The following is a 20,887-nucleotide window of genomic DNA, read 5'->3' on the forward strand; positions in this document are numbered from 1 at the left end:
AAGAGAGCGTTAGCTGTCGCCTACTTGGGCGCAGCGGGGCGCATCAGCGGCGGGTTCAGCACCGCGCGCGTGGGGTGGCCCGCCGTCGGACGGGCCTCCGGGGCGAGCCTGAACAGCGCAGCCGGGCGGCCGGCGTCGCCCGCTGTCATGCGGCCGGTGTCCTCCAGGAAACCGGGCGTCCCCGTCGCCTTCCGGTGGAAGTTCCGCGGGTCCAGGCGCGTGCCCCAGACGGCTTCGTACACGGCACGAAGTTGGGCGATGGTGAACTCCTCGCCGCAGAAAGCCGCGCCGAGGGGTGAGTATTCGAGTTTGGACTTGGCCCGCTCAAGGGCGTCGTCGAGGATTTTGGCGTGGTCGAAGGCGAGTTCCAGCTCTCCGCTTTGGACTTTCGTCACCGGATACCACGCGGCGTTCTCCGCGTCACTGCCGGCCGCCAGTACCGGGAAGTCCGGTGCCAGGAGGAGGTGCGCGACGGTCAGTACGTCGCCGCGGGGGTCGCGCCCCTTGGGTCCGTAGCTCCCCAATTGCTCGAGGTGCCCGGGAAGGCGCTCGACGCCGGTCTCTTCCGCGAGTTCGCGGACCGCCGCCTCCTGCAGGTCCTCGCCTGCGAGAACGAAGCCGCCCGGCAGTGCGGGTTTGCCCTTGAAGGGTTCGATGAGGCGTGTGATGAGCAGGACGTTCAGCTCGCCGTCGCGCACGGTGAGGGCGACGACGTCGACGGTCACCGGGAAGCGCTGGGGCGCCGGATGGGATTCAGGCATGCAGCAATTCTAGGCAAGTTATCGTCATGTTGACAATAATGCGGGAAGCTCCTACTGTTTAGTTATCGTCAAATTGACGACAATAAGTAAAGGAGAACATCATGGCCATCATCAAGCGCTACCCCTGGATCAGCCACTTCCTCGGCAGCCCCACCGGCTACGTCGTCCACCTGCAGAAGGGGACGGTCAAGCACCAGGGAGTGGGCCAGGCATTCTTCTTCCGCCCCGCCAACTCGGTACTGAGCGAAGTTCCCGTGGACGACCAGGAACTCCCCACGCTCTTCCACGCCATTACCCGCGACCACCAGGACGTCAGCGTTCAGGCCAACGTGACCTACCGGTTCATCGATCCAGTAGCCGTGTCCACACGCCTGGACTTCGGATTGCAGACCGCAGGCAAGGCACCGGCCACCGGTCGCGAACAGGTTTCCACCATCATCGGCCAGCTGTGCCAGAGCCACGCGATCGACCAGATCGCCACCACCACACTCGCCGAAGCCTTGGAACGCGGCGTCAGCCAGCTCCGGCTGGTTCTCACCGACGCACTCCGCGCCGATGCAAGGCTCCAGTCCACCGGCATCGAAATCCTCGGCGTGCAGGTCCTGGCCGTCCGGCCCGAAGCCGACGTGGAACGGGCCTTGCAGACACCCGTCCGCGAACAGCTCCAAGCCGAAGCGGACCGGGCAGTTTACGAAAGGCGGGCAGTCGCCGTCGAACGTGAACGCACTATCTCCGAGAACGAGATGGCAAGCCAGATCGAACTGGCGGTCCGCCGCGAGAACCTGGTGGCCCAGGAAGGTGCCAACGCCCGTCGCGCCGCCGAAGAGAAGGCAGCGGCAGGTCTGATCGAGGCCCAGGGATCTGCCGAACGCAAGGGCATCGGCGCCGCGGCTGAAGCCAACCAGATCCGGCTGGTCGGCGAAGCGGCAGCTTCCCGCGAAGCCGCCACCATGGAGGTCTACCGCGGAATGGAACAAGCCACCCTGCTGGCACTGGCCCTCAAGGATGCAGCAGGCAGCCTGCCGAACATTGGTAACCTCACCATCACCCCGGACCTGCTCAGCGGAGCACTTGCCGGACTGTTCAAGGAACCCGCTGCCACCGCTGAAGTCACCAAGTAAGGATCTGTCATGGCAACCCCTCGCATCGTCCTCGTCCACCGGCGGACCGAACTTCAGGAACTCCTCGACCGGCACGCCACCCGCGGCCAAGCCGAATTCTTCCTCAGCACCCGCGGGCGCAGCATCCAGGACGTTCAGGACCGGCACGACCGCCTCACCGCCGCCCTCGCAACCGTCCGGGAAGCGGTGCCGTCCGACTGGCGGCAGGCCGAAGTTGAACGCGCGGACCTCAGCCGCTTCCTCCTCACGGCGGAGGACATCATCGCAGTCGTAGGGCAGGACGGACTGGTTGCGAACGTCGCCAAGTACCTGAACGGGCAGCCGGTGATCGGCATCGACCCCGACCCGGGGGCCAACCCCGGCGTCCTTGTCCGTCACACGCCAACGGCCGCCGCTGCACTCCTGGCAGCTGGAGATGTCGGGCGGCTGCGCTGCCAGGACCTCACCACCGTGACGGCAACGCTCGACGACGGCCAGCAGCTTTCGGCGCTCAACGAAGTTTTCGTCGGGCACGCCTCGCACCAGTCGGCGAAGTACTCGCTCGCAGCGCCGAGCTTCACCCAGGCCGGCGGACAGACCGAGCGGCAGTCGTCGTCGGGCCTCATTGTTTCCACCGGAACCGGGGCCACCGGATGGTGCGCGTCCATCGCCTTGGAACGTGGCGGGCGGGCCCTGCCCGCCCCTACGGATCCGCGCCTCGCCTGGTTCGTTCGCGAAGCCTGGCCATCACCGGTCACCGGGGCTTCTTTGACCGAAGGCGTGCTGGAAGCCGGAGAAGTGCTGCGCATTACCGTGGCATCCGACCAGCTGGTGGTGTTCGGTGATGGCATGGAGGACGACCGGTTGACGGCTTCCTGGGGGCAGGAGATCACGGTGCAGTTGGGGCAACGGCCGCTGCGGTTGGTTGTTTAATTTCGTCCCTTTTGGCCGCCGTACCAAGTTGTGCGACAAACGGCACAGGAGCGTTGCAGCATGGGGATACAAAGCTCGGCTATGGTGGGCACACCTGTCCAAATTGAGACCAATGGGGGTCACATGGAATTTGCAGAACGGCTGGCCGCACTGGCTGCCAAAGTCCGTCAGCAGCGAGGCGTAATTGAGACAGAGGAGGCGACGAAGAATGCCTTCGTCATGCCATTCATCTCTTCGATCCTGGGCTATGACGTATTCAACCCACTGGAGGTCGTGCCCGAATTCACAGCCGACGTCGGTGTCAAAAAGGGCGAAAAAGTTGACTATGCCATTGTGAAGGATGGTGAAATCCAGATACTCATCGAGTGCAAGAAGTCCATCGAGCCGGTAAAGATCGAACACGCATCGCAGCTCTTCCGCTATTTTGCGGTGACCAACGCAAGGATAGCCATCCTCACGAATGGTGAGATCTATCAGTTCTTCACCGACCTCGATGCCCCCAACCGCATGGACGCTAAACCGTTCCTTGTGCTGGACCTGAACGATATCGACGAAACCCTGTTGCCCGAACTCCAAAAACTTTCGAAGGACGTCTTCGATCTGGACTCCATCATCAGTGCCGCTGGTGAGCTTAAGTACATCGGCGAACTCAAGAGGACGTTGGCCGCGCAGTTCCGGGAACCCGAAGACGAGTGGGTCAAGTTCCTCACGTCCCGCGTCTACACGGGACCATATACACAACGTGTCCGCGAGCAATTCACAGTCCTGGTCGCCAAGGCAACCAAGCAGTTCCTGAATGACCAAGTCAACGAACGGCTAAAGAAGGCCCTTGGCGCTCAGGCCTACGCACCTGTCGAGGATGTCTCCGCAGCCGCCCTGTCCAGCAAGCCTGTGGCTGAAGCCGACCTCGCGGAAGCAGACGCCATCGAAACGACCCTTGAAGAAATCGAGGGGTACCAGATCGTTCGAGCCATCGTCTGCAGTGAAGTGAAGCCTGCGCGCGTGGTGCAACGAGATGCCAAGTCTTACTTCGCAGTGCTTCTTGACGACAACAATCGGAAGCCGATCGCGCGGCTTCACTTCAATAGAACCCAGAAGTACATCGGACTCTTCAACGAGAACAAAGAAGAGACGCGGGTTCCAATTGGCTCACTGGAGGAAATTTACGAGCACACGGAAGCCTTGCGGGCCAGCGTGAAAAGCTACCTCTAAGTCATTGGTGGGAGGTGATTGCACACCTCCCACCTGACTGGAAGAGAGTTAGTCCAGTCGGTGTAATATTGGCGACTGATCTGATGTCGTTTCCTCGGCATGCGACCACCGACTCAAATCGAGGAGCTTCCGTGAGCCACGCCCCGCAGGCACTGAACCACGCTCCGGCGTCGGAAAACCGCCATAGCAGCGCCGCCCGCGAGGCCGCAGTGGCCTTGTCGATCGGCTTCCTTGCCGCAGCGCTCGGCCTCACCCCGTGGTGGATTACCGGCGCGAAGCTCCCCCTGCAGAACCTCTGGGCCAACCAGGTCATGCCGGATCAGATGCCCTTGGCGCTGCTGCCCCTTAGCCAATACGAAGTCCTGACCCTGATCGCACTCCTGACCACCGGAGGAGCAGCGGCCGGACTGGTGATCAGGCTCTGGAAGCCCGTTCACCGAGGGGTAGCGACGTGGTGTGCGGTGGGCGGTGTCCTGATGGTCCAGGTTGTAGCAACGGTCCAGTCGTTCACGGCACTGAACAACGGCCTCGCTGGAGGAAAGCTCACGGACTACTACTACTTTGGCCTCCTCGCCGGCGTCATCTCCTCGCTGGCTGCCTCCCTTGTGGCGCTTCTCCTGGTTGCAGCAAAGACGCGGGCCATCGCAGCCTTGGGTATAGGACTCATGGCCGTCCCCTTTACGTCCTGGACTGTTGCGTGGGCAGTCGGTGTCGCAGGGCGGCAGAACCTGCCCATCCAAGTACCGGCCATCGCCCATTGGGTTCCCGCTGTCCTGGTGGGTTGCGCGCTGGCTTGGTGCGGGCTCAAACCTACCCGCCGTGTAGTGGTGTGGGTGCTGAACCTTGTTTTTCTGTGGGTTATCCCGGCGATTTTCACAGCTGTCCAGTCGGTTCTGGGGACCCGGGTCATTGCCGGCGATATCCCTGAGATGGTGCTCATGGGCCAGCAGGTCCTGACCGCAGCGTTGGGGCCCGACGGCGGTGCCGGTCCAACAGTGTTGTTGGCCTTGGGTATCGGCCTGGTAGGCGTCGCTGTCCGGACCATCGCCGCACGACAGGGCGCTGGCAAGCAGTAGGTCAATACCCACTGCTTCAAGAATCAACCGTTGTCCCTCGCAGAACCCCGGGGTAGGGTGACCGAACCGTTCGCCCACATCATCGTCTGGGAAAGTTCTGGGAGAAACCATGACACATGTGAGACGTCAGCTGGCCGCTGTCGCAGCAGCCTTCGCACTCGGCGCAACGAGCGTGGGGATAGCAAGCCCGGCTTCCGCCGATCCTCGTGAAACCGAGAAAACAGCTACGGCCACCGGATATGGCGGAGCTGTCAGCACCGTGGATCCGGAAGCCTCGGCAGCAGCGATTGAGGTCCTGAAAAAGGGCGGCAACGCAGCCGATGCCGCCGTCGCCGCTGCCGCGACCTTGGGAGTCACCGAACCGTACAGTGCCGGCATAGGAGGCGGCGGATACTTCGTGTTCTACGACGCCAAGACCGGAAAAGTCGGCACGATTGACGGCCGCGAAACTGCTCCGGCGGCGATGCCGAACGATGCATTCATTGACCCCGCCACAGGGAAGCCCTACCCCTTCACCCCGCAGCTGGTGACCAGCGGCGTCTCCGTCGGTGTCCCCGGCACTCCGGCCACGTGGGAACGCGCCCTGGAACGGTGGGGCAGCATGGACCTGGGTGACGCGCTGAAGCCAGCCATCAAGGTGGCAACCCGGGGCTTCGTGGTGGACGAAACGTTCCGCCAGCAAACCAAGGACAACCAGGCACGGTTCAGCAACTTCACCTCGACCAAGGACCTGTTCCTCCCCGGTGGCGAGGCTCCCGCCGTCGGAAGCGTCTTCCAGAACCACGACCTCGCGGCGACCTATCGGCTGCTTGCCAAGGAAGGCACGGACGCCTTCTATGGCGGCAAGCTGGCTACGGAGATCGCCGCTACCGTCAAGGCGCCGCCCAAGGTCGCCAAACCGACGCTGCCCGTTCCTGTTGGTTTCATGACAGCCAAGGACTTGGCCGACTACAAGGTGGTGGATCAGGATCCCACCCACATGACCTACCGCGGTTATGACGTCTACGGCATGGGCCCCTCCAGCAGCGGCGGCACCACTGTCGGGGAGGCGCTGAATATCCTGGCGCCGTTCAACCTCTCCGAAATGAAAGCAACGGACGCGCTGCACCACTACTTCGAGGCGAGTTCGCTTGCGTTCGCAGATCGCGGCAAATACGTCGGCGATCCTGCGTTCGTGAAGGTTCCGACCCAGGCCCTCCTGGACCCTGCTTTCGGAAAGGAACGCTCTTGCCTGATCGATCCGGCAGCAGCGGCCAAGAAGCCGGTAGCCCCGGGTGACGTCACCAATTACGACGGCGCGTGCCCGACTTCGGCGGCACCGCTCGCCAAAGAATCCGACACCGAGAACATCTCCACCACCAACCTGACCGTTGCGGATAAGTGGGGAAACGTGGTGGAGTACACGCTCACGATTGAGCAGACGGGTGGGTCGGGAATCGTTGTTCCTGGCCGCGGATTCCTGCTGAACAACGAGCTGACTGACTTCAGTACGGTTTACGACGCCGCCGACCCTAACCGTATCCAGCCGGGGAAACGGCCGCGTTCCTCCATGTCTCCCACGATCATCGTGAAGGACGGCGCCCCGTTCCTTGCCCTCGGCTCGCCAGGCGGTTCCACCATCATCACGACTGTGCTCCAGACGATCATCAACCGGGTTGACCTGGGCATGAGCATCTCCGAGGCCCTCGCGGCTCCACGGGCAGCGCCCAGGAACGGAGCCACCGTCAGCTCCGAACCAGCGTTCATTGACGCTTATGGGCCGGCGCTGGAGTCCCTGGGACACGATCTGGTTCCGGCCGGTGATGCTTTCACATCTGCGGCTGAGATCGGCGCGGCTACTGCCATTGAATTCGGCGACGGCGGCAAGCTCACCGCCGTATCCGAGCCGACTCGTCGCGGAGGGGGTTCTGCGATGGTGGTCTCCGACCACGGTCAAGGCCCTGGAAAGGGTCCTAAGCTCAAGTAGCTTTCTACCGTCAGAGCGGACCGCGGCATTGTCAGCCGCGGTCCGCTCTGCGTTCCAGCCGGGAACGCCAGTAGGCTGTGCAGGCAGCGAGGGCGCAAACGACTCCGGTGGTGAGCGACCAAACGGAGTCGCTGGCACCGGAAATGAAGACGTACAGGGAATAGAATCCCAGGATCATGGCCAGGATCAGCCAGCTCATCGATTTGTTGCTCATGGACGATCCTTTACATCTGTCTGGCCCTGTTGATTGCGGGCGCACATCCAAAGGTTGAGCTCTTGAATGTCGGGGCTTTCGGGGACAACTGCGATGGGCCGGCGCTCCAGAACGCTGAGACCCTCCGCATTGAGCTCTTCTTCGAGGAGTTCGGTGCTCACTAAAGCGACATCACTCGTGTACTCAGACGACCGGTAGGTTCCACACTCGTTGAAGCTGACGTAGCTCATGTTCAGGTGACGTGCGCCGTTAAGGGCATCCCGGCTTTCAACAGTGATCAGGAATGCGTCCTCCCCCAGTTGGGAAATTGTGGTGCCGCCGTTGATGGTTTCCTTCTCGGCGCGGTGATCAGCATTGACCACGGTCATCAGGAAGCGTCCGTCCGGAGCCAAGCCCCGACTCACCTCGCGGAACAGCATCCGCCTGCGGCGCGGCTCAAGGAGTGTGGCATAACTGGCCCCAAGGACGACGCAGCCATACGTTTCCACCAAAGCGGCGCAAGCTGTACCCACCTCTCCCAAAGCCACCTCCCGCCTCAAGGAACGGAGATGCCAAGTGAGGCGGCCTGAACCTGGGGCCACTTCAAGGATCGGCCCATGGGTTTCACCAACCGCGGCCATGATCTCGGGAATCTCCGTCAGGTCCTTGGAGAGGATGTGGTCATAAAGGCGGCATCCATGGATCTCCTGCTGGTCTCTGGGACGGCTTCCGCCTTCCAAGGCCTGCAGGACAGGATCAATGGCCCGTTCCGGTGTGGTTGTCATCTGTGACCTTCCCCCAGTTTCGGCGTGTTCGTTCTTGGAATCGACACTACGTGCGGCCGGGGGCGCCACAGGGCGGAACGGCAAAACTAGGTGGTGAATCGGACGAAATTAGGGGCTGTTTGGGTTCGTCTAGGTGGTGTAACGAGCCTCGTCTAGGTGGCCCAAGCCCTTCAGACGTGCAAACCCTCGGCGCCGGTCAAATGTCCGTGCGCCGAGGGCTCACCGCCAGGATGCCTACGGGGTCTTACCGCCAGACGGCTTCCTGACTTTTCGGGAAAGCCAGATTTCGTTGGCCGCAAAGGGGATGAGAGCAATGAGCGGTATTGCGACGCCGTGCCAAAACGGAACCATAGAGAACACGAGCGGCACGAATGAAGCAACGAAAATTGCTGGATGAACGTACCTGTACCATTTCATGGTTTCTCCCTGGTCAGCAGCGCCTCTGCTACCAGCAGTCCCGCGCTGGCATAGTCGCAAGGCCACCCCGAGGGTTGTACAAGGGAACGCCGTAACAGGTGTTGCTATTGATGTACGAAGGCCCCCATACGGAAGCGACAGCATCCACTACGCCCTTGACGCCGGCAATACCGACAACGGTACAGATCTGGCTAACAATCTTAGACAGCGCTCCGGAAAGCCGCGTGAAGGTACATCCAGCCCATGCCCCACCAGCCCCAAGTGCGACTGAAATGGAGCTGAAGGCCTTTATCTCCGCGCCCCAGACGGCGAGCACCGGCCACGGAATCCACTGGATACTTGGATCCGCCTTTACCGGGTAAGCCGTAGAGGCATCATGGGCAATTGTTTGGACGAGCTCCGAACCTGACAGGGAGAACGACGTGGGAACCTTCGCCCCGTTGGCATCGTATGCCCACGGAACCTGAACCAGACCCAGCGGTTTGCCGGTGGCGTCGACGATCCGAACAGAACCGTCAGCGTTCACTTCTGCTGACGCCCCTGAAGGAAGATCCAAATCGAATCGATACTCGTGGGGCGCCGCTTCACCCTCGATGCTGATGATGGACTGACTTCCGTACTCAGTTGCGTAGGCGGTGACCGATGCCCCGGGCAGCGCTGTGCTCACCAGCGGAGCATCCTCGCCATGAAAGAGCCCAGCCGGTACTCCGCTTAGATCCACGTCGTCGGGAAGCGCAGGAGTCCCGGGAAGCGATACCGAGATGCTGTCTTGCGATTGTTCGTCGGTTGTAACTATTTCAGTGCCCGCAACCGGTACGGTCGCGATGGGCGATTTGGCATCGCCCCTCAACGGATTCGACCGTGTGTGTTCGATCGCGCGTGAACCACCCCGGTGGTCATCGGCCACAGCAGGCCCCAGACCGGCTGCCAAGAGACAAGCGCTCAGTGTCGTGGCCAAGACCACCCTTGTGGACATCAAGAGATTCTTCTTCAAATTTCCTCCGATGTAATTGGATACTTTTGCATCCAAATTTGGTTGCGGTGAACACCGCACCTATCGGCATCTAACTGAATGGAATTGCTTGCACAGGATCAAAGTTTGAAAACTAGGTGGTGGATTGCCCAAATTAGGTGGCGATTTGTGGTCATCTAGGTGGTGACCCGCGGTCGTCTAGGTGGTGGAGCGGAGTTGTCCATTCCGCATCATTACGGTCCGCCGTTTTCGACAGGGGGAGACCGGTCCAGCACCTAGACAGCTCTGACCACCACTCATTTTTGGCTTGGCGAGCACCTAGAGAACCCCAAAAGACCACTCATTTCCTGTCGTGCTACTCGCGAGTGCCGTTTGGTGGTGCATCCTGAGGCGATGAAGCTATTGACCCTTACTGCGGCTGCCGCACTCCTAATTGCAGCCGGCATCGCATACTTCAGTAATCCGTTGGCAGCGTGGCTGTCCTTCGCCGCGGCTGTTGGGATGGTTGCGACCTACGTGGCCCACAAACGGCAGCCCTTCATCGCTCCTGGACCGAGGCAACGGAAAGGATTGGCGTGGCGGACGTCGGCGTTGTGGTTGAAGAGCCGACGGTCGGCGGAGAACGACGCAATAGTTGCTGCTGTGGTGCCGGGTTTGGAGGCAGACGGCCACGGGTGAACTTGCTGCGGCAGGGGTCACTCTGATCGTTTACCTTCTCCGAGAACCCGCCCCCGTAAGCATCCGCTTCGAGGCTAGACTGAATTGACACTTACGAAATGGGGAAACTGTGAGTTTGTCATCTACATCGGCACCGCTGACCAGCACGCGGGTTAACAAACTGGCTATCCTGGCAATTCTCTTGGGCGCTTTTGCCTTTTCCGGGATTTGGTTCTTTGGCTTAGGCATTCTCGCAACCTTTGCCGTCGGGGCCGGACACGTCTCGTTGAATCAGATCCGTCGAAAGAACGAGAGGGGTCGCACACTGGCGATTCTGGCCCTCGTAGTCGGCTATGGACTTGCCACCTGGGCCCTGCTCAACGTGGTCACGTATATCCCTGTTGCTCTGCAGCAGATGGCCCAGTAACGCAGCCAGACTCGACCGGTGGCTGAAGGAATGTCTCAGCCATCCCCAGTGCGCGCAGCCCTCTTCAACTCAGCGATGCGCAGTCGTAAGAAGATAATGGTCAAGTCCAAGGCATACACCGCCAGGACGGCCACCACGATCACGAAGACGGCGTAAAGAATTCCGATAATTCCAAAAGCCGGACTCAAGTTCATTGCTCCCCCAAGAAGTCGTTAGACCCAATGCTAAGCAGACCATCGGCAATTTTCCTGGACGTTGGATGGTGTGCCAGATTTGTTGCCCAGCACCGACGGATGACCGGTGTACGGCAGCCGCTCGAAAACCCATTCTGTATCGACCCAGGGATTTGCTTGCTTCGATCAAGGATGAAAGATGGTGAACATGACTCACGACCCGTGGGAGTGCACTGAACTGCAGGAGCCTCCACAGGATTGGATACTGGCTACGGAGAATGGATGGGGCGCCTTAGTCACCTGGGCCGCCGGTCCTGGCAACGTTGCGAGGGTACTCGCAGCATCCAGTGGCCGTAATGGTTCCATTGCCCGTCGCCTGCCTGGGGGCGAAGAACAGAGACAGCAATTCCCGCTGACAGAAGCGGATCTGTCATCAATCGACGATGACGTCGATGCCTATCTGGCCGACGCGGGAATCCCGCCAAGACCCCGCGGATTCTACTGGTTCATCCGTCGTCCGTCCGGCGTCGACCTTGACGACGATACGTTTTGGGGTGCCATCTGGGATGCCACAACTGCGCGACTTCCGGTCGATGGACTACGTCCGTCCACAATGGCAGGTCCCGCGAAGGAGGCCATGGCTAGCTTTTACCGGGGCTGAGACTCGACGAGCCACCCGGCGCCCAGTCGAGGGTTTCAAGAAGCGGGTTGGCGCGAAGTTCGTTGATGAGTTCTGAGCTGCTGCTGACTTTGGTCGCCCAAAGATCGTAATCGGTGTAAACAAGCCAGGATCTATCGGATGACCAGATGTTCGCGGGTGTGAAGACTTGGCGATCTTCGCTGATCTCTCGAATAAGGGAGGGGAGCTTCGTCAAGTTCGTGTCATACACGGGTGCTTCGCATGGGTCCGGATAGGTGCTGAATACGTTTGCGAAATAAACAGAGCAATCGGCGGTGGGCGAATACCTCGAAAGGACATCGATAAGCTCGGAGAAGTCTTCCTCAGACATGGAACCTTCGGTGGGCAACTGGATATTTGCCGGGAAGTCTGTTGCGGGAAACCATCGGTAACACGGTGGGGGACCTCCAGCTGGGTGGGGGTGCGGGAACCGGAGTAGCATTTCCGCCCACGTCCGCCGCTGCCAATCTGCCGGCGGCCTTGTCGCGTATCCAAGTTCGCTCCCCGTAGCAATCGTCATTTCGTCAAGGTTGACCTCGCCAAACATCAGGGGTTCCTCATCACCCGCCACTATGCTGGCTTTACGCAACTCATCATGAGTCGGAAGCGTTCGGTTGGACGGGAGTTCGTAGAACGCGTTGAGGATCCAGGTGGAGTCCTCCCAGCCAGCAGCATCCATGCCCGTGAAGTACGGCAGATCTCCTTCGCTCCGTGCATTCAACCAATCTAGGTTGCCTCGGCTTGGACGCAAACTGCTGTGCTTTTTGTACCAGTGCATTGGGACCCCCATCAGTTCAGGCAATCTCATCACGGCAACGATTCGAAGCAAAACATTCGAAGCAGGTTCGGGAGGTGTGTTCACAGGCTCACGGATACCATTCCGGCCCCTGTAGCAACTCCGACCGGGAATGCTCGTGGCATAGAATCGCCGTGAGGGCGAAGCAAAGCGCCGAAAATTCGGCACCGCTGATGGGGGAAGAGGTCAGAATGTTCGGTTCGAAGAAGAAGCTCAACGGTCTGGTGGAGCATCTCAGGCCGGACCTGAGTCGGGAGTCCCTCGGCGTCGGCCCCAATTTCCCGGGCGTCGCCCCGAACCCGCTCCTCAGCGGTGAAGCGCGGAGGCGCAATGCGGAACTGCGCAACGGGACGCTGGCGCTTGGTGTTCTCGTTGACTGGCGCGAGGTCAACAGCAACCCGCGCGTTGTCCTGATGCTCGACGTGGAGACCGCCGACGGCATCTCGTTCCGCGGTATCGCAGACGAAAGTCTGACGATTACCGCCCTCACCCGGCTTGCTCCGGGACAGACGTTGCCAGTTCGCTACCGGCCAGCCGTCATGGACCACTACGTTGCACTTGCCACGGACGCGAACCCCGCCGACGTGCAGCAGCTTTCTGACGTGATCGCGAGCCGAAAGCAGACCTGACCCATCAATGGATTCATTAGATTGATTAGAGCTCCCTTTCGTACGGAATGACGACAACCTGAACATCGTCCTCATAGAGGACGTTGCCCGGATCGCTTGAGTAGACAGCCCTGCAGGGAACATCATGTCGGCGCAGAAGATCGATGTAGAAATCCGTTTTCTCCAACAGGTGAGTGGCCGACACTTTGAACCACGCTTGCGCACCCGGCCTTGCATAGAACGATGCCTCAGGCGTGACGTAAGCCGCGTCGTAAAAATCGTTTGCCCTTCGCCAGCTGCCCCAATCTTCGGCGCTGAGGCTTCCCTCCTTCGCCAATCGGTTCGCCAAGGCGAAGATACCGAGATACCGCCCCTTGGCATCAGTGGCAGTCGACTGGTAGCGCACAAAGCGTTGTTCCATACCCCTAGACAACCAGCAGGGCCGCCGCGTGCCCGGGATTGAAGAGCGACGCCGGACCACGCGTTGTCCCCCCGGAGCGGCGCGAGCTTGTCATACCTAAACTCGATGTCTGGGTTCCCATGGCAGCCGTGAGCTGGTGATTCGCCGGCGTGGCTGCTGTTGGAGGCAGGCGGGCTCGGGTGAGTCGTCCAAGAACATGGGCCATGTGGTCCGTTCGTCTGGTCGCAATTGTGCAAAGCCGCTTTGCACAATTGCGACCGAGCGTGTTCACTCGGCGCCGCAGCCGGATCTACTCACTGCTGGGCATGAGCTTTGATTGTCGGAGGGGCAGGCTACGGTTTCCACCATGAAGTCGATTCACCCCGAGCTACCAGGTCCATACGCCGAGGTTCTTGCCTCTGTGAAGGATCAAGTGCGAACGGCACAGAGCCGCGTCCAACGCGTGGTTAACATGGCGATGCTGAAGTTGTACTGGGGTATTGGGCGCACAATCCTCGATCGACAAACTACCCAACCGTGGGGAACTAAAGTGCTTGATCGCCTTGCAAACGACCTGCGGAGTGAATTCCCCAGCATGCGGGGCTTCTCCCGACGCAACCTCTTCTATATGAGGGCCTTTGCCGCAGCTTGGGATTGGCCGGACTCGGGAGTGCAAAGCAGCTTTGCACAATTGCCGTGGGGCCACATCATCGAATTACTCAAGCTAAGGGATCCCGTGCAGCGGGACTGGTACGCGGCTCAGGCGGCGCTGCATGGCTGGACGCTTCCGGTACTTCAACATCAAGTCCTGACCCGTCTTCGTGATCGCACGGGGAAAGCACCGAACAATCTCGAACATCGTCTCCCCGGCGAGGGCGCAAACCTTGCTGCCGACCTAGCCAAGGACCCGTTGGTCCTGGACTTTCTTGGGCTGACAAAGGAGGCAGAAGAGATTGCGATAGAAGAAGCAATGACTCTTCGGATGTCGCAGACACTGGCCGAATTTGGCCGCGGCTTTGCGTTTTACGGTCGCCAGTACCACTTGGACGTTGACGGAGAAGACTTCTACATCGACCTTCTGTTGGTTCACGTGCCGACAAACCGTTTCGTCGTCGTTGAACTGAAATCAGGCAAATTCCGGCCGGAACACCTCGGTCAATTGAATTTTTATGTCGCCGCCATAAATGACATGGTGCGGTTCCCGGGCATGGAACCGACCGTGGGAATCCTCGTTTGCGGCTCAAAGCACGAACGGACGGTTCGCTATGCCCTTGACGGATCGTCGCAGCCCATTGCAGTGAGCTCCTACACCTACGACGCCCTGCCTGCCCAGGAACAAGCTTCGCTGCCGTCGCCTAAGGCTATTGACACTGCCCTTGCACAGGGTTTTTTGCCAGAAAAGCCAGCTGAATGAAATGGGCCGCCGGTCGCGAACCCGGAGTTCGTGAGAAGGAAAATACTTCGCCGCAGATTCACGCCCTGGCGCCAACCCGTTCCCGTACCTCAGTCACCGTGCTCCTGTTCCGCGCCGACTCTTCGACGGCGGCCAGCACCCGCTGGATCTGCAGCCCGTCATCGAACGACGGCGACGGCTCGCTTCCGTCGCGAACGGCAAGGAGGAAGTCGCGGACCTGGTGCGTGAACGTGTGCTCCCAACCGATGACGTGGCCCTGCGGCCACCACGCCGCAGCGTAAGGGTGCTCGGGCTCGTTGACCAGGATCCGCCGGAAGCCCTGCTCCCGCACGGGAACCGTAGCGTCCAGGAAACCGAGCTCGTTCAGATTCTCCAGGTCGAACGTCAACGAACCCAAAGACCCGTAGATCTCTATCTTCAAAGAGTTCTTCTGTCCCGTAGCCACTCGTGACGCTTCTACGGAGGCACTCACGCCGCCGGTCAGGCCCAAAGTGGCCCACGCGGCGTCGTCGACTGTCACTTTCTCCAGCCCAGCGGCGCCGGGGCGTTCAGTCACAAAGGTCCGCAGCGTGCCTGTCACCTCAGTGACGGTCTGCCCGGTGAGGTGCTGGACCTGATCGATGGCGTGGGAGGCGATATCGCCCAGCGCTCCGGAGCCGGCCGTCTCCTTGCGGAGCCGCCAGCTCATGGGGGTTTCGACGTCGGAAAGCCAGTCCTGCAGGTAGGCGGCACGGACGTGCCGCACGGTTCCAAGACGCCCTTCGGCAATCAGTTCGCGGGCCAATGCAAGTGCAGGGACGCGGCGGTAGTTGAAGCCGATCATCGATTGCACGCCCCGGCCCCGCGCCGAAGCTGCGGCGGTAGCCATCAACTCGGCCTCACCCAGAGTGTTGGCCAGCGGTTTCTCCACGAGCACATGCTTCCCGGCGGCCAGAGCTTCCAGAGCGATCTCCGCGTGCATCCACCCGGGCGCGCAGATATCCACAATGTCGATGTCGTCCCGCGCAATTACGGAACGCCAGTCCGTGGCTGACTCGGCCCAACCGTACTTGGCAGCGGCATCGGCCACCGCCGAGGCGTCCCGGCCAACCAGCACTTTCTGCTCGAAGCCCGGGACGTCGAAGAAGCTGGCCACGTTCCGCCACGCGTTCGAGTGGGCCTTCCCCATGAAGGCGTAACCGATGGCGGCCACGCCCAACGGACGGCCGCTAGGAAGAGGAGTGCTCATCGTCTTTAGGCCTCGAACCAGCCCCGTGAAGGGTTGGAAACCTCGGGTGACTCCCGGAAGACACCGGGCTGGGCCACCCAGCCGACACCGTTGGCGATGACCTTCTGGATCTGTGGCTGGTGGTACACCGGGTATTCCTGGTCGCCGGGGCTGAAGTAGAAGATCCGGCCCTTGCCCCGGGAGAACGTCACGCCGGAACGGAACACCTCTCCCCCGGTAAACGAGCTGATGAAGATCAGGTCATCAGGCTCCGGAATGTCGAACAGCTCGCCGTACATCTCCTGCTGCGGAATGACGATCGGGCTCTCAATGCCGGCTGCGATGGGGTGCGACGGCTTGACCGTCCACACCAGCTCGCGTTCGCMCTCGTTGCGCCACTTCAGCGAGCAGGTGGTTCCCAACAAGCGGGTGAAGATCTTGGCGAAGTGCCCGGAGTGGAGCACCACAAGTCCCATGCCGCCTAGGACGTGGCGCTGCACGCGCTCCACCACCTCATCAGCGACTTCCCCATGCGCAATGTGCCCCCACCACAGCAGCACGTCGGTCTGCTCCAGCACCTCTTCAGAAAGACCGTGCTCGGGATCGGCGAGTGTCGCCGTCGTGATTTCGGAGTCCGGGTAGAAGCCGCGCAGCCCGGCAGCGATGGCGCCGTGGATCCCTTCGGGGTACATCTCGCCGATGGTTGCGGGCTCGTTGCGGGCCTCGTGGACAGCTTCGTTCCAGACGACAATCTTCAATTTCGAATCAGACATTTCAGAGCACCACTTCACGTTGTTCAAGGGCGGATTTGTAGCAGGCATCAAGCACCAGGGCCCGGCTGAGGGCGAGCGAACCATCGTGGCTTCCCCACACGGTCTCGCCGCCGCGCACAGCGGCGATGAAGTCGTCGACGACGGCCTGGTGGGCTCGCCCGGGTTCGGCCACCACCTCGAAGTCCGCGTTTTCGCCGTCCTTCTCGGTGAAGACGTGAACGTCCGCCACCGGGTTCTCGGAGGCGCCGACCGAGCGCAAGTCCGCGCCGCCGTCGGTCCCGTAAACGGTGAAGTCCATCAGGTCCCGCTCGTCGCGGTACGCGGCCCAACCGGCTTCCAGGATCAGGGTCCCGCCGCCTTCCAGCCGGATGAATGCGGAGGCGAAGTCTTCCACTTCAAACTTGTGGCTGGAGTTCGACGCCGTGTACCGGGCGTTGCCGCCGAGGCCGCGCGGGCCGAGTTCGGAATGGGTCGACGCCGAGACGGCCAGGACTTTCGGCTCGCCGAGGAGATGCAGCGAGTAGTCCAGGACGTGCACGCCGATGTCAGCGAGCGGTCCGCCGCCGGCCAGCTCCGGGTTGGTGAACCAGCTGCCCAGCATCGGAATGCCCTGCCTGCGCAGCCACGACGCCTTAGCGTAGTACGGGCGACCCAGCGTCCCGGCGTCGATCACTTCCTTGAGCGCCTGGATGTCGCCGCGGCGACGATGGTTGAACGCGACGTCCAGGACGCGGCCGGCCTTGCGGGCGGCGTCCACCATCTGTTGACCTTCGACGGCGTTTCGCGCCAACGGCTTTTCGCTCAGCACATGCAGTCCGCGCTCGAGCGAGGCAATGGCGATGGGTGCGTGCAGGAACGTCGGCACGGCGACGCTGACGGCGTCGAGGCCTTCCAGCTCAATCATGTCCTCCCAGCGGGCGAACGCGTGCGGAATGCTGTACTCCCCCTTCAGCTGGGCAAGGAGGTCAGCCTCCATGCCCGCGACGGCGACGATCTCGACGCCGTCGATGTTGCTGTACGCCTTGAGGTGCTGCTGGCCGGCCCAACCGATGCCCACAACTCCCACTTTGAGGGTTGCGGACGGGGCCTGCTGCTGAATGCTCACGTTGTTCCTGTTCTTTCCGGGTTTCTGGGAGTCAGTGGGTGGTTCTTGGATTTTGTGACGGGGTCAGCCCTTGACCGCGCCGGCTGTCATGCCGGAAACGATGCGTTTCTGGCACAGCAGCACGAGGATCACGAGCGGGACGGTGATGATCACCGACGCGGCGCTGATGGTGCCGAGGGGTTGGTCGAACTCGCTGGTGCCGCTGAAGAACGCAATCGCGACGGGCACGGGCCGGGCTTCGGGCGAGGTGKTCAGCGTGACGGCCAGGAGGAATTCGTTCCAGACCGAGATGAACACCAGGATCGCCGTCGTCGCCAGGCCGGGGACCGCCAGCGGCAGGATGACCTTCCGGAACGCGGTGAACGGCGTGGCGCCGTCCATGTACGCCGATTCCTCGAGCTCACGCGGAATCTCCTTGAAGAAGGACGTCAGCGTGTAGATCGCCAGCGGCAACGCGAACGTCAGCTTCGGGATGATGAGGCCGAGCAACGTGTCGTACAGCCCGATCTCGCGCCAGATGGAGAACATCGGAGCCGCGATGGCGATGGCCGGGAACGTGGTGACCGAGAGGATCAGCGTCAGGATCATCGCCTTGCGGCGCATCTTCAACCGGGCCAGCGCATAGGCGGCAAAGGACGCGAACACCAGCGCCACCGTTGTAGTCACGACGGCGATAATCACCGAATTGCGCAACGCCAGGAGGAACTCGGGGTTCTGGAAGACCACCAGATAGTTCTCGAGGGTCGGCTGGCTCGGGAAGAGCTCACCTTGGGACAGGCTCGCGCCCTTCTTAAGGGAGGTGTTGACCAGCCAGTAGAACGGGATGAGTGAGAAGCCCATGACGGCCACCACGAACACCCACACCATGGGGTGCAGTTTCGCCTCCCCACGCAAGCGACGACGTTTCGGCGCCTTGGCGCGCGTGGCGAGTTCCGGCGTCGGGCGTTCAGCAGTCAGCGTGCTCATTGTTCCTCCTTCGCGACGTCGCGGATGTTGCCGCCGGCGAAGCGGACGTAGATAACGGAGACCACCATGACGGTGAGGAAGGTCAGGATGGACAGCGCCGATCCTTCGCCCACCAGCCGGTTTTCGCGCAGTTGTGTGTAGGCGAGCATGGACATGGATTCGGTGCCGTTGGCGCCGCGGGTGAGGACGAACGGCAGGTCGAAGACGCGCAGGGCATCCATCGTGCGGAAGATCGCGGCGAGGACGATCGCCGGACGCAACAGCGGCAGGGTGATGTTGACGAAGGTCTGCCATTTGCTGGCGCCGTCGAGTTCCGCGGCCTCGTACGTTTCGGCGGAGATGACCTGCAGGCCGGCCAAAATGATGAGCGCCGCGAAGGGCGTGGTCTTCCAGACGTCGGCCATGACGATCACGGCCATCGCGTAGCCGTGCTCGCCGAGCCACACGACGTCGCCGCCTGGCAGCCCCAGTGCGGAGAGGACGTTGGTGACCAGGCCCATGTTGGGCTGGAACATCGTTTGCCAGGTGATGGCGCTGACCACGGTGATGATCGCGTACGGCAGCAGCACCACGGTGCGCAGGACCGCGCGGCCCTTGAACGCGAGGTTGAGCAGGAGCGCCATGGCCGTGCCGAGGACCAGTTCCAGGCTGACCGACAGGCCCGCGAAGAGGAAGGTCTGGCCGAAAGCCGCCCACCACTCCCGGCTTGCGAGGGCGTTGATGTAGTTTTCCAGGCCGACAAAGCGGGACAGGCCTGCGGTGCGGACGCTGTACTGATTCAGCGAGAGCCAGATTGCGTAGCCGATGGGGACTGCCGCCACCAGCGCCATGATCACCAGCGACGGGGCGGTCATGCGGAATGCGAGCTTGCGTTCGGCGCGGTCGCGGCCGCTTGTTTTTGCTGGGCCGCGGCTTGGCGGGATTGTTTTGAGGGCCATGGTTAGAAGCTCGCCTTGGCGGTGGTGATTTCGTCGGCCATCTTCTTCACGGCTTCCTCGGTGGAGGTGGTGCCGGAGAGGACGGCGTAGACGTTCTTGTAGATCGCCTGCGAGATCTGCGGGTAGACCGGGGAGATCGGGCGCGGCTTGGCACCCTTCACCGAGGCGAGGAGTTCCGTGGCGAACGGCATCTTTTCTAGCACAGCCGCGTCAGAATAGGCGGCCTCGTTGACCGGGGCCTGCGAGTAGTCCATGGCCACGTGCTTCTGCCAGTCCGGGGTGGTGGCGAAGTCGATGAAGGCGACAGCTCCGGCCTGGTTGGTGGAGTGCGCCGAGATTGCGAGGTTCCAGCCGCCGAGCACGCCGGAGGCCTTGCCGCCTTCCCATGCCGGCAGCGGCGCGACTGCGAAGCTGGACGCCAGCGGTGTCGCGTTCAGCAACCGGTAGACGTGCGGCCAGTTGCGCTGGTACCCGAAGTCGCCGGACTCGTAGGCGAGGCGTGCGGGGTCTTCGTTGTAGGTGAGGACGGCGCGGTCGGCTGAGCCGTTCTTGAGTCCGTCGCTCATGAAGTTGAGGACGTCGCGGGTTTCCTGGGAGTCGATCGTGACGTCGCCTTGGTCGTTGAGGACTTCGCCGCCTGCGCTGTAGAGCATTTCGAGGAAGTTCACCGTGAGGCCCTCGTACTGCTTGCCTTGGTAGACGTAGCCGTTGCCGGGAGCCTTGGCGGCTTCGGCGTAGAGCTGCTGCCATGACTCGGGCTTGGCTACCTTGTCCTTCTGGTAGTAGATCAACCCGGCGTTGGTGAAGAACGGTGAGCCCCAGTACTTGTCCTGGTACTTGGTGGTTTCCACTGTGGAGGGAATGAGCCGGTCCTTGTTGGCCTCCACCAGTTTGGTCTGGTCCAGCAGCCAGCCTTGGGACGCGAACTCGGAGGTCCAGATGACGTCCGTGACGAAGAGGTCGCACTCGGTGGACTTGCCCTCGAGCCGCTGCACGATCTGCGTGCGGGCTTCATCGGTGGTGGCGCCGATCTCGGTGTACTTGGCCGTGACCTTGCCGTTCGCCTTGGTGAACGCCTCCGCCGTGCCCTTGTAGATGCCGCTCGCGTCCTTGACGCCGCAGATGTTCACGGCGCCGCTGGCATTAGCGCCCGACGCCGGATCGGCAGCCGCCGCTTGCTCGGCACCTTGGGGCGCTGCTCCCCCGCCGCACGCGCTGAGGAGGAGGGCTGCGGCGATTGCGGTCGCCGCTACGGCTTTTCGGTTTCGGGCTTTGTTCTGGAGCGGGAGAGCAGGTCGGTTCAAGTCCACAAGTGGCTCCTTTGGTGG

General features: G+C 61.7%; 23 protein-coding genes. 10 read left to right on the top strand and 13 right to left on the bottom strand.

Annotated elements, in window-relative coordinates; all coding sequences use genetic code 11:
• Nucleotides 1–20: 20 nt before the first annotated feature.
• Nucleotides 21–761, bottom strand: coding sequence for an NUDIX hydrolase (locus tag AB4Y81_RS12105; protein ID WP_018778772.1), 741 nt, complete (start codon nt 759–761; stop codon nt 21–23).
• A 101-nt stretch (nt 762–862) separates the two neighbouring features.
• Between AB4Y81_RS12105 and AB4Y81_RS12110 the strand changes: the two genes are divergently transcribed.
• From AB4Y81_RS12110 to ggt, 5 genes are all read left to right on the top strand, one after another.
• Nucleotides 863–1,882 carry an SPFH domain-containing protein gene (locus AB4Y81_RS12110; RefSeq protein ID WP_441995978.1) on the top strand — a complete coding sequence of 340 codons (1,020 nt, stop codon included), beginning with the start codon at nt 863–865 and terminating at the stop codon, nt 1,880–1,882.
• Between the two features lie 9 nt (nt 1,883–1,891).
• Complete coding sequence (locus AB4Y81_RS12115; protein ID WP_441995979.1) at nt 1,892–2,794, top strand: hypothetical protein; 903 nt, start codon at nt 1,892–1,894, stop codon at nt 2,792–2,794.
• Nucleotides 2,795–2,917: 123 nt separating this feature from the next.
• On the top strand, nt 2,918–4,006 hold the full coding sequence (locus tag AB4Y81_RS12120) for a type I restriction endonuclease (RefSeq protein ID WP_055973111.1): 1,089 nt from the start codon (nt 2,918–2,920) through the stop codon (nt 4,004–4,006).
• Nucleotides 4,007–4,137: 131 nt separating this feature from the next.
• Nucleotides 4,138–5,082 carry a hypothetical protein gene (locus AB4Y81_RS12125; RefSeq protein WP_441995980.1) on the top strand — a complete coding sequence of 315 codons (945 nt, stop codon included), beginning with the start codon at nt 4,138–4,140 and terminating at the stop codon, nt 5,080–5,082.
• Between the two features lie 109 nt (nt 5,083–5,191).
• Nucleotides 5,192–7,048, top strand: coding sequence for a gamma-glutamyltransferase (ggt, locus tag AB4Y81_RS12130; RefSeq protein WP_441995981.1), 1,857 nt, complete (start codon nt 5,192–5,194; stop codon nt 7,046–7,048).
• A gap of 31 nt (nt 7,049–7,079) precedes the next feature.
• Here ggt and AB4Y81_RS12135 read toward each other — a convergent pair whose 3' ends face one another.
• From AB4Y81_RS12135 to AB4Y81_RS12145, 3 genes are all read right to left on the bottom strand, one after another.
• Entirely contained in the window at nt 7,080–7,262 is a 183-nt protein-coding gene (locus tag AB4Y81_RS12135) for a hypothetical protein (RefSeq protein ID WP_441995982.1), read from the bottom strand.
• On the bottom strand, nt 7,259–8,026 hold the full coding sequence (locus AB4Y81_RS12140; protein WP_441995983.1) for a daptide-type RiPP biosynthesis methyltransferase: 768 nt from the start codon (nt 8,024–8,026) through the stop codon (nt 7,259–7,261). Before AB4Y81_RS12140 ends, AB4Y81_RS12135 begins: the two co-directional genes overlap by 4 nt.
• A gap of 445 nt (nt 8,027–8,471) precedes the next feature.
• A complete protein-coding gene (locus AB4Y81_RS12145; RefSeq protein ID WP_155845947.1) occupies nt 8,472–9,110 on the bottom strand; it encodes a hypothetical protein in 639 nt (212 codons plus the stop codon).
• A gap of 699 nt (nt 9,111–9,809) precedes the next feature.
• Between AB4Y81_RS12145 and AB4Y81_RS12150 the strand changes: the two genes are divergently transcribed.
• Entirely contained in the window at nt 9,810–10,094 is a 285-nt protein-coding gene (locus AB4Y81_RS12150) for a hypothetical protein (protein WP_441995984.1), read from the top strand.
• 115 nt (nt 10,095–10,209) lie between these two features.
• Nucleotides 10,210–10,500: a DUF4190 domain-containing protein gene (locus tag AB4Y81_RS12155; RefSeq protein WP_181423339.1), complete on the top strand. Its 291-nt coding sequence runs from the start codon at nt 10,210–10,212 to the stop codon at nt 10,498–10,500.
• 35 nt (nt 10,501–10,535) lie between these two features.
• Here AB4Y81_RS12155 and AB4Y81_RS12160 read toward each other — a convergent pair whose 3' ends face one another.
• Entirely contained in the window at nt 10,536–10,694 is a 159-nt protein-coding gene (locus AB4Y81_RS12160) for a hypothetical protein (RefSeq protein ID WP_441995985.1), read from the bottom strand.
• Between the two features lie 178 nt (nt 10,695–10,872).
• Here AB4Y81_RS12160 and AB4Y81_RS12165 point away from each other — a divergent pair, with 178 nt between their 5' ends.
• Nucleotides 10,873–11,334: a DUF5956 family protein gene (locus AB4Y81_RS12165; RefSeq protein WP_193590028.1), complete on the top strand. Its 462-nt coding sequence runs from the start codon at nt 10,873–10,875 to the stop codon at nt 11,332–11,334.
• Here the strand turns inward: AB4Y81_RS12165 and AB4Y81_RS12170 are convergent.
• Nucleotides 11,315–12,214, bottom strand: coding sequence for a hypothetical protein (locus AB4Y81_RS12170; protein ID WP_441995986.1), 900 nt, complete (start codon nt 12,212–12,214; stop codon nt 11,315–11,317). The genes AB4Y81_RS12165 and AB4Y81_RS12170 overlap by 20 nt on opposite strands.
• 68 nt (nt 12,215–12,282) lie before the next feature.
• Here AB4Y81_RS12170 and AB4Y81_RS12175 point away from each other — a divergent pair, with 68 nt between their 5' ends.
• A complete protein-coding gene (locus AB4Y81_RS12175; protein WP_229778695.1) occupies nt 12,283–12,777 on the top strand; it encodes a hypothetical protein in 495 nt (164 codons plus the stop codon).
• A gap of 25 nt (nt 12,778–12,802) precedes the next feature.
• Here AB4Y81_RS12175 and AB4Y81_RS12180 read toward each other — a convergent pair whose 3' ends face one another.
• Entirely contained in the window at nt 12,803–13,177 is a 375-nt protein-coding gene (locus tag AB4Y81_RS12180) for a hypothetical protein (protein ID WP_422757468.1), read from the bottom strand.
• Nucleotides 13,178–13,523: 346 nt separating this feature from the next.
• Between AB4Y81_RS12180 and AB4Y81_RS12185 the strand changes: the two genes are divergently transcribed.
• On the top strand, nt 13,524–14,570 hold the full coding sequence (locus AB4Y81_RS12185) for a PDDEXK nuclease domain-containing protein (protein ID WP_441995987.1): 1,047 nt from the start codon (nt 13,524–13,526) through the stop codon (nt 14,568–14,570).
• A gap of 58 nt (nt 14,571–14,628) precedes the next feature.
• Here AB4Y81_RS12185 and AB4Y81_RS12190 read toward each other — a convergent pair whose 3' ends face one another.
• The 6 genes from AB4Y81_RS12190 to AB4Y81_RS12215 all read right to left on the bottom strand — a co-directional run bounded on the left by AB4Y81_RS12190 (nt 14,629) and on the right by AB4Y81_RS12215 (nt 20,869).
• Nucleotides 14,629–15,798 (bottom strand): Gfo/Idh/MocA family protein, encoded by a 1,170-nt coding sequence (locus AB4Y81_RS12190; RefSeq protein WP_441995988.1) that lies wholly within the window; start codon nt 15,796–15,798, stop codon nt 14,629–14,631.
• Nucleotides 15,799–15,803: 5 nt separating this feature from the next.
• Nucleotides 15,804–16,550: a ThuA domain-containing protein gene (locus AB4Y81_RS12195; protein WP_441995989.1), complete on the bottom strand. Its 747-nt coding sequence runs from the start codon at nt 16,548–16,550 to the stop codon at nt 15,804–15,806.
• Between the two features lies 1 nt (nt 16,551).
• A complete protein-coding gene (locus AB4Y81_RS12200; protein ID WP_441995990.1) occupies nt 16,552–17,655 on the bottom strand; it encodes a Gfo/Idh/MocA family protein in 1,104 nt (367 codons plus the stop codon).
• Nucleotides 17,656–17,718: 63 nt separating this feature from the next.
• Complete coding sequence (locus tag AB4Y81_RS12205) at nt 17,719–18,621, bottom strand: carbohydrate ABC transporter permease (protein WP_441995991.1); 903 nt, start codon at nt 18,619–18,621, stop codon at nt 17,719–17,721.
• Entirely contained in the window at nt 18,618–19,559 is a 942-nt protein-coding gene (locus AB4Y81_RS12210) for a carbohydrate ABC transporter permease (protein WP_416429920.1), read from the bottom strand. The genes AB4Y81_RS12205 and AB4Y81_RS12210 overlap by 4 nt, the downstream gene beginning before the upstream one ends.
• 2 nt (nt 19,560–19,561) lie before the next feature.
• On the bottom strand, nt 19,562–20,869 hold the full coding sequence (locus AB4Y81_RS12215) for an ABC transporter substrate-binding protein (RefSeq protein ID WP_416429919.1): 1,308 nt from the start codon (nt 20,867–20,869) through the stop codon (nt 19,562–19,564).
• Nucleotides 20,870–20,887 lie beyond the last annotated feature (18 nt).

It is taken from the genome of Paenarthrobacter sp. TAF1 (assembly GCF_052113825.1).
GTDB lineage: Bacteria > Actinomycetota > Actinomycetes > Actinomycetales > Micrococcaceae > Arthrobacter > Arthrobacter nicotinovorans.

Excerpts from the sequence above, each read along its gene's own strand:
- AB4Y81_RS12105 (WP_018778772.1), bottom strand. The coding sequence starts at position 761 with ATGCCTGAATCCCATCCGGCGCCCCAGCGCTTCCCGGTGACCGTCGAC.
- AB4Y81_RS12110 (WP_441995978.1), top strand. The coding sequence starts at position 863 with ATGGCCATCATCAAGCGCTACCCCTGGATCAGCCACTTCCTCGGCAGC.
- AB4Y81_RS12115 (WP_441995979.1), top strand. The coding sequence starts at position 1,892 with ATGGCAACCCCTCGCATCGTCCTCGTCCACCGGCGGACCGAACTTCAG.
- AB4Y81_RS12120 (WP_055973111.1), top strand. The coding sequence starts at position 2,918 with ATGGAATTTGCAGAACGGCTGGCCGCACTGGCTGCCAAAGTCCGTCAG.
- ggt (WP_441995981.1), top strand. The coding sequence starts at position 5,192 with ATGACACATGTGAGACGTCAGCTGGCCGCTGTCGCAGCAGCCTTCGCA.
- AB4Y81_RS12135 (WP_441995982.1), bottom strand. The coding sequence starts at position 7,262 with ATGAGCAACAAATCGATGAGCTGGCTGATCCTGGCCATGATCCTGGGA.
- AB4Y81_RS12140 (WP_441995983.1), bottom strand. The coding sequence starts at position 8,026 with ATGACAACCACACCGGAACGGGCCATTGATCCTGTCCTGCAGGCCTTG.
- AB4Y81_RS12150 (WP_441995984.1), top strand. The coding sequence starts at position 9,810 with ATGAAGCTATTGACCCTTACTGCGGCTGCCGCACTCCTAATTGCAGCC.
- AB4Y81_RS12160 (WP_441995985.1), bottom strand. The coding sequence starts at position 10,694 with ATGAACTTGAGTCCGGCTTTTGGAATTATCGGAATTCTTTACGCCGTC.
- AB4Y81_RS12165 (WP_193590028.1), top strand. The coding sequence starts at position 10,873 with ATGGTGAACATGACTCACGACCCGTGGGAGTGCACTGAACTGCAGGAG.
- AB4Y81_RS12180 (WP_422757468.1), bottom strand. The coding sequence starts at position 13,177 with ATGGAACAACGCTTTGTGCGCTACCAGTCGACTGCCACTGATGCCAAG.
- AB4Y81_RS12185 (WP_441995987.1), top strand. The coding sequence starts at position 13,524 with ATGAAGTCGATTCACCCCGAGCTACCAGGTCCATACGCCGAGGTTCTT.
- AB4Y81_RS12190 (WP_441995988.1), bottom strand. The coding sequence starts at position 15,798 with ATGAGCACTCCTCTTCCTAGCGGCCGTCCGTTGGGCGTGGCCGCCATC.
- AB4Y81_RS12210 (WP_416429920.1), bottom strand. The coding sequence starts at position 19,559 with ATGGCCCTCAAAACAATCCCGCCAAGCCGCGGCCCAGCAAAAACAAGC.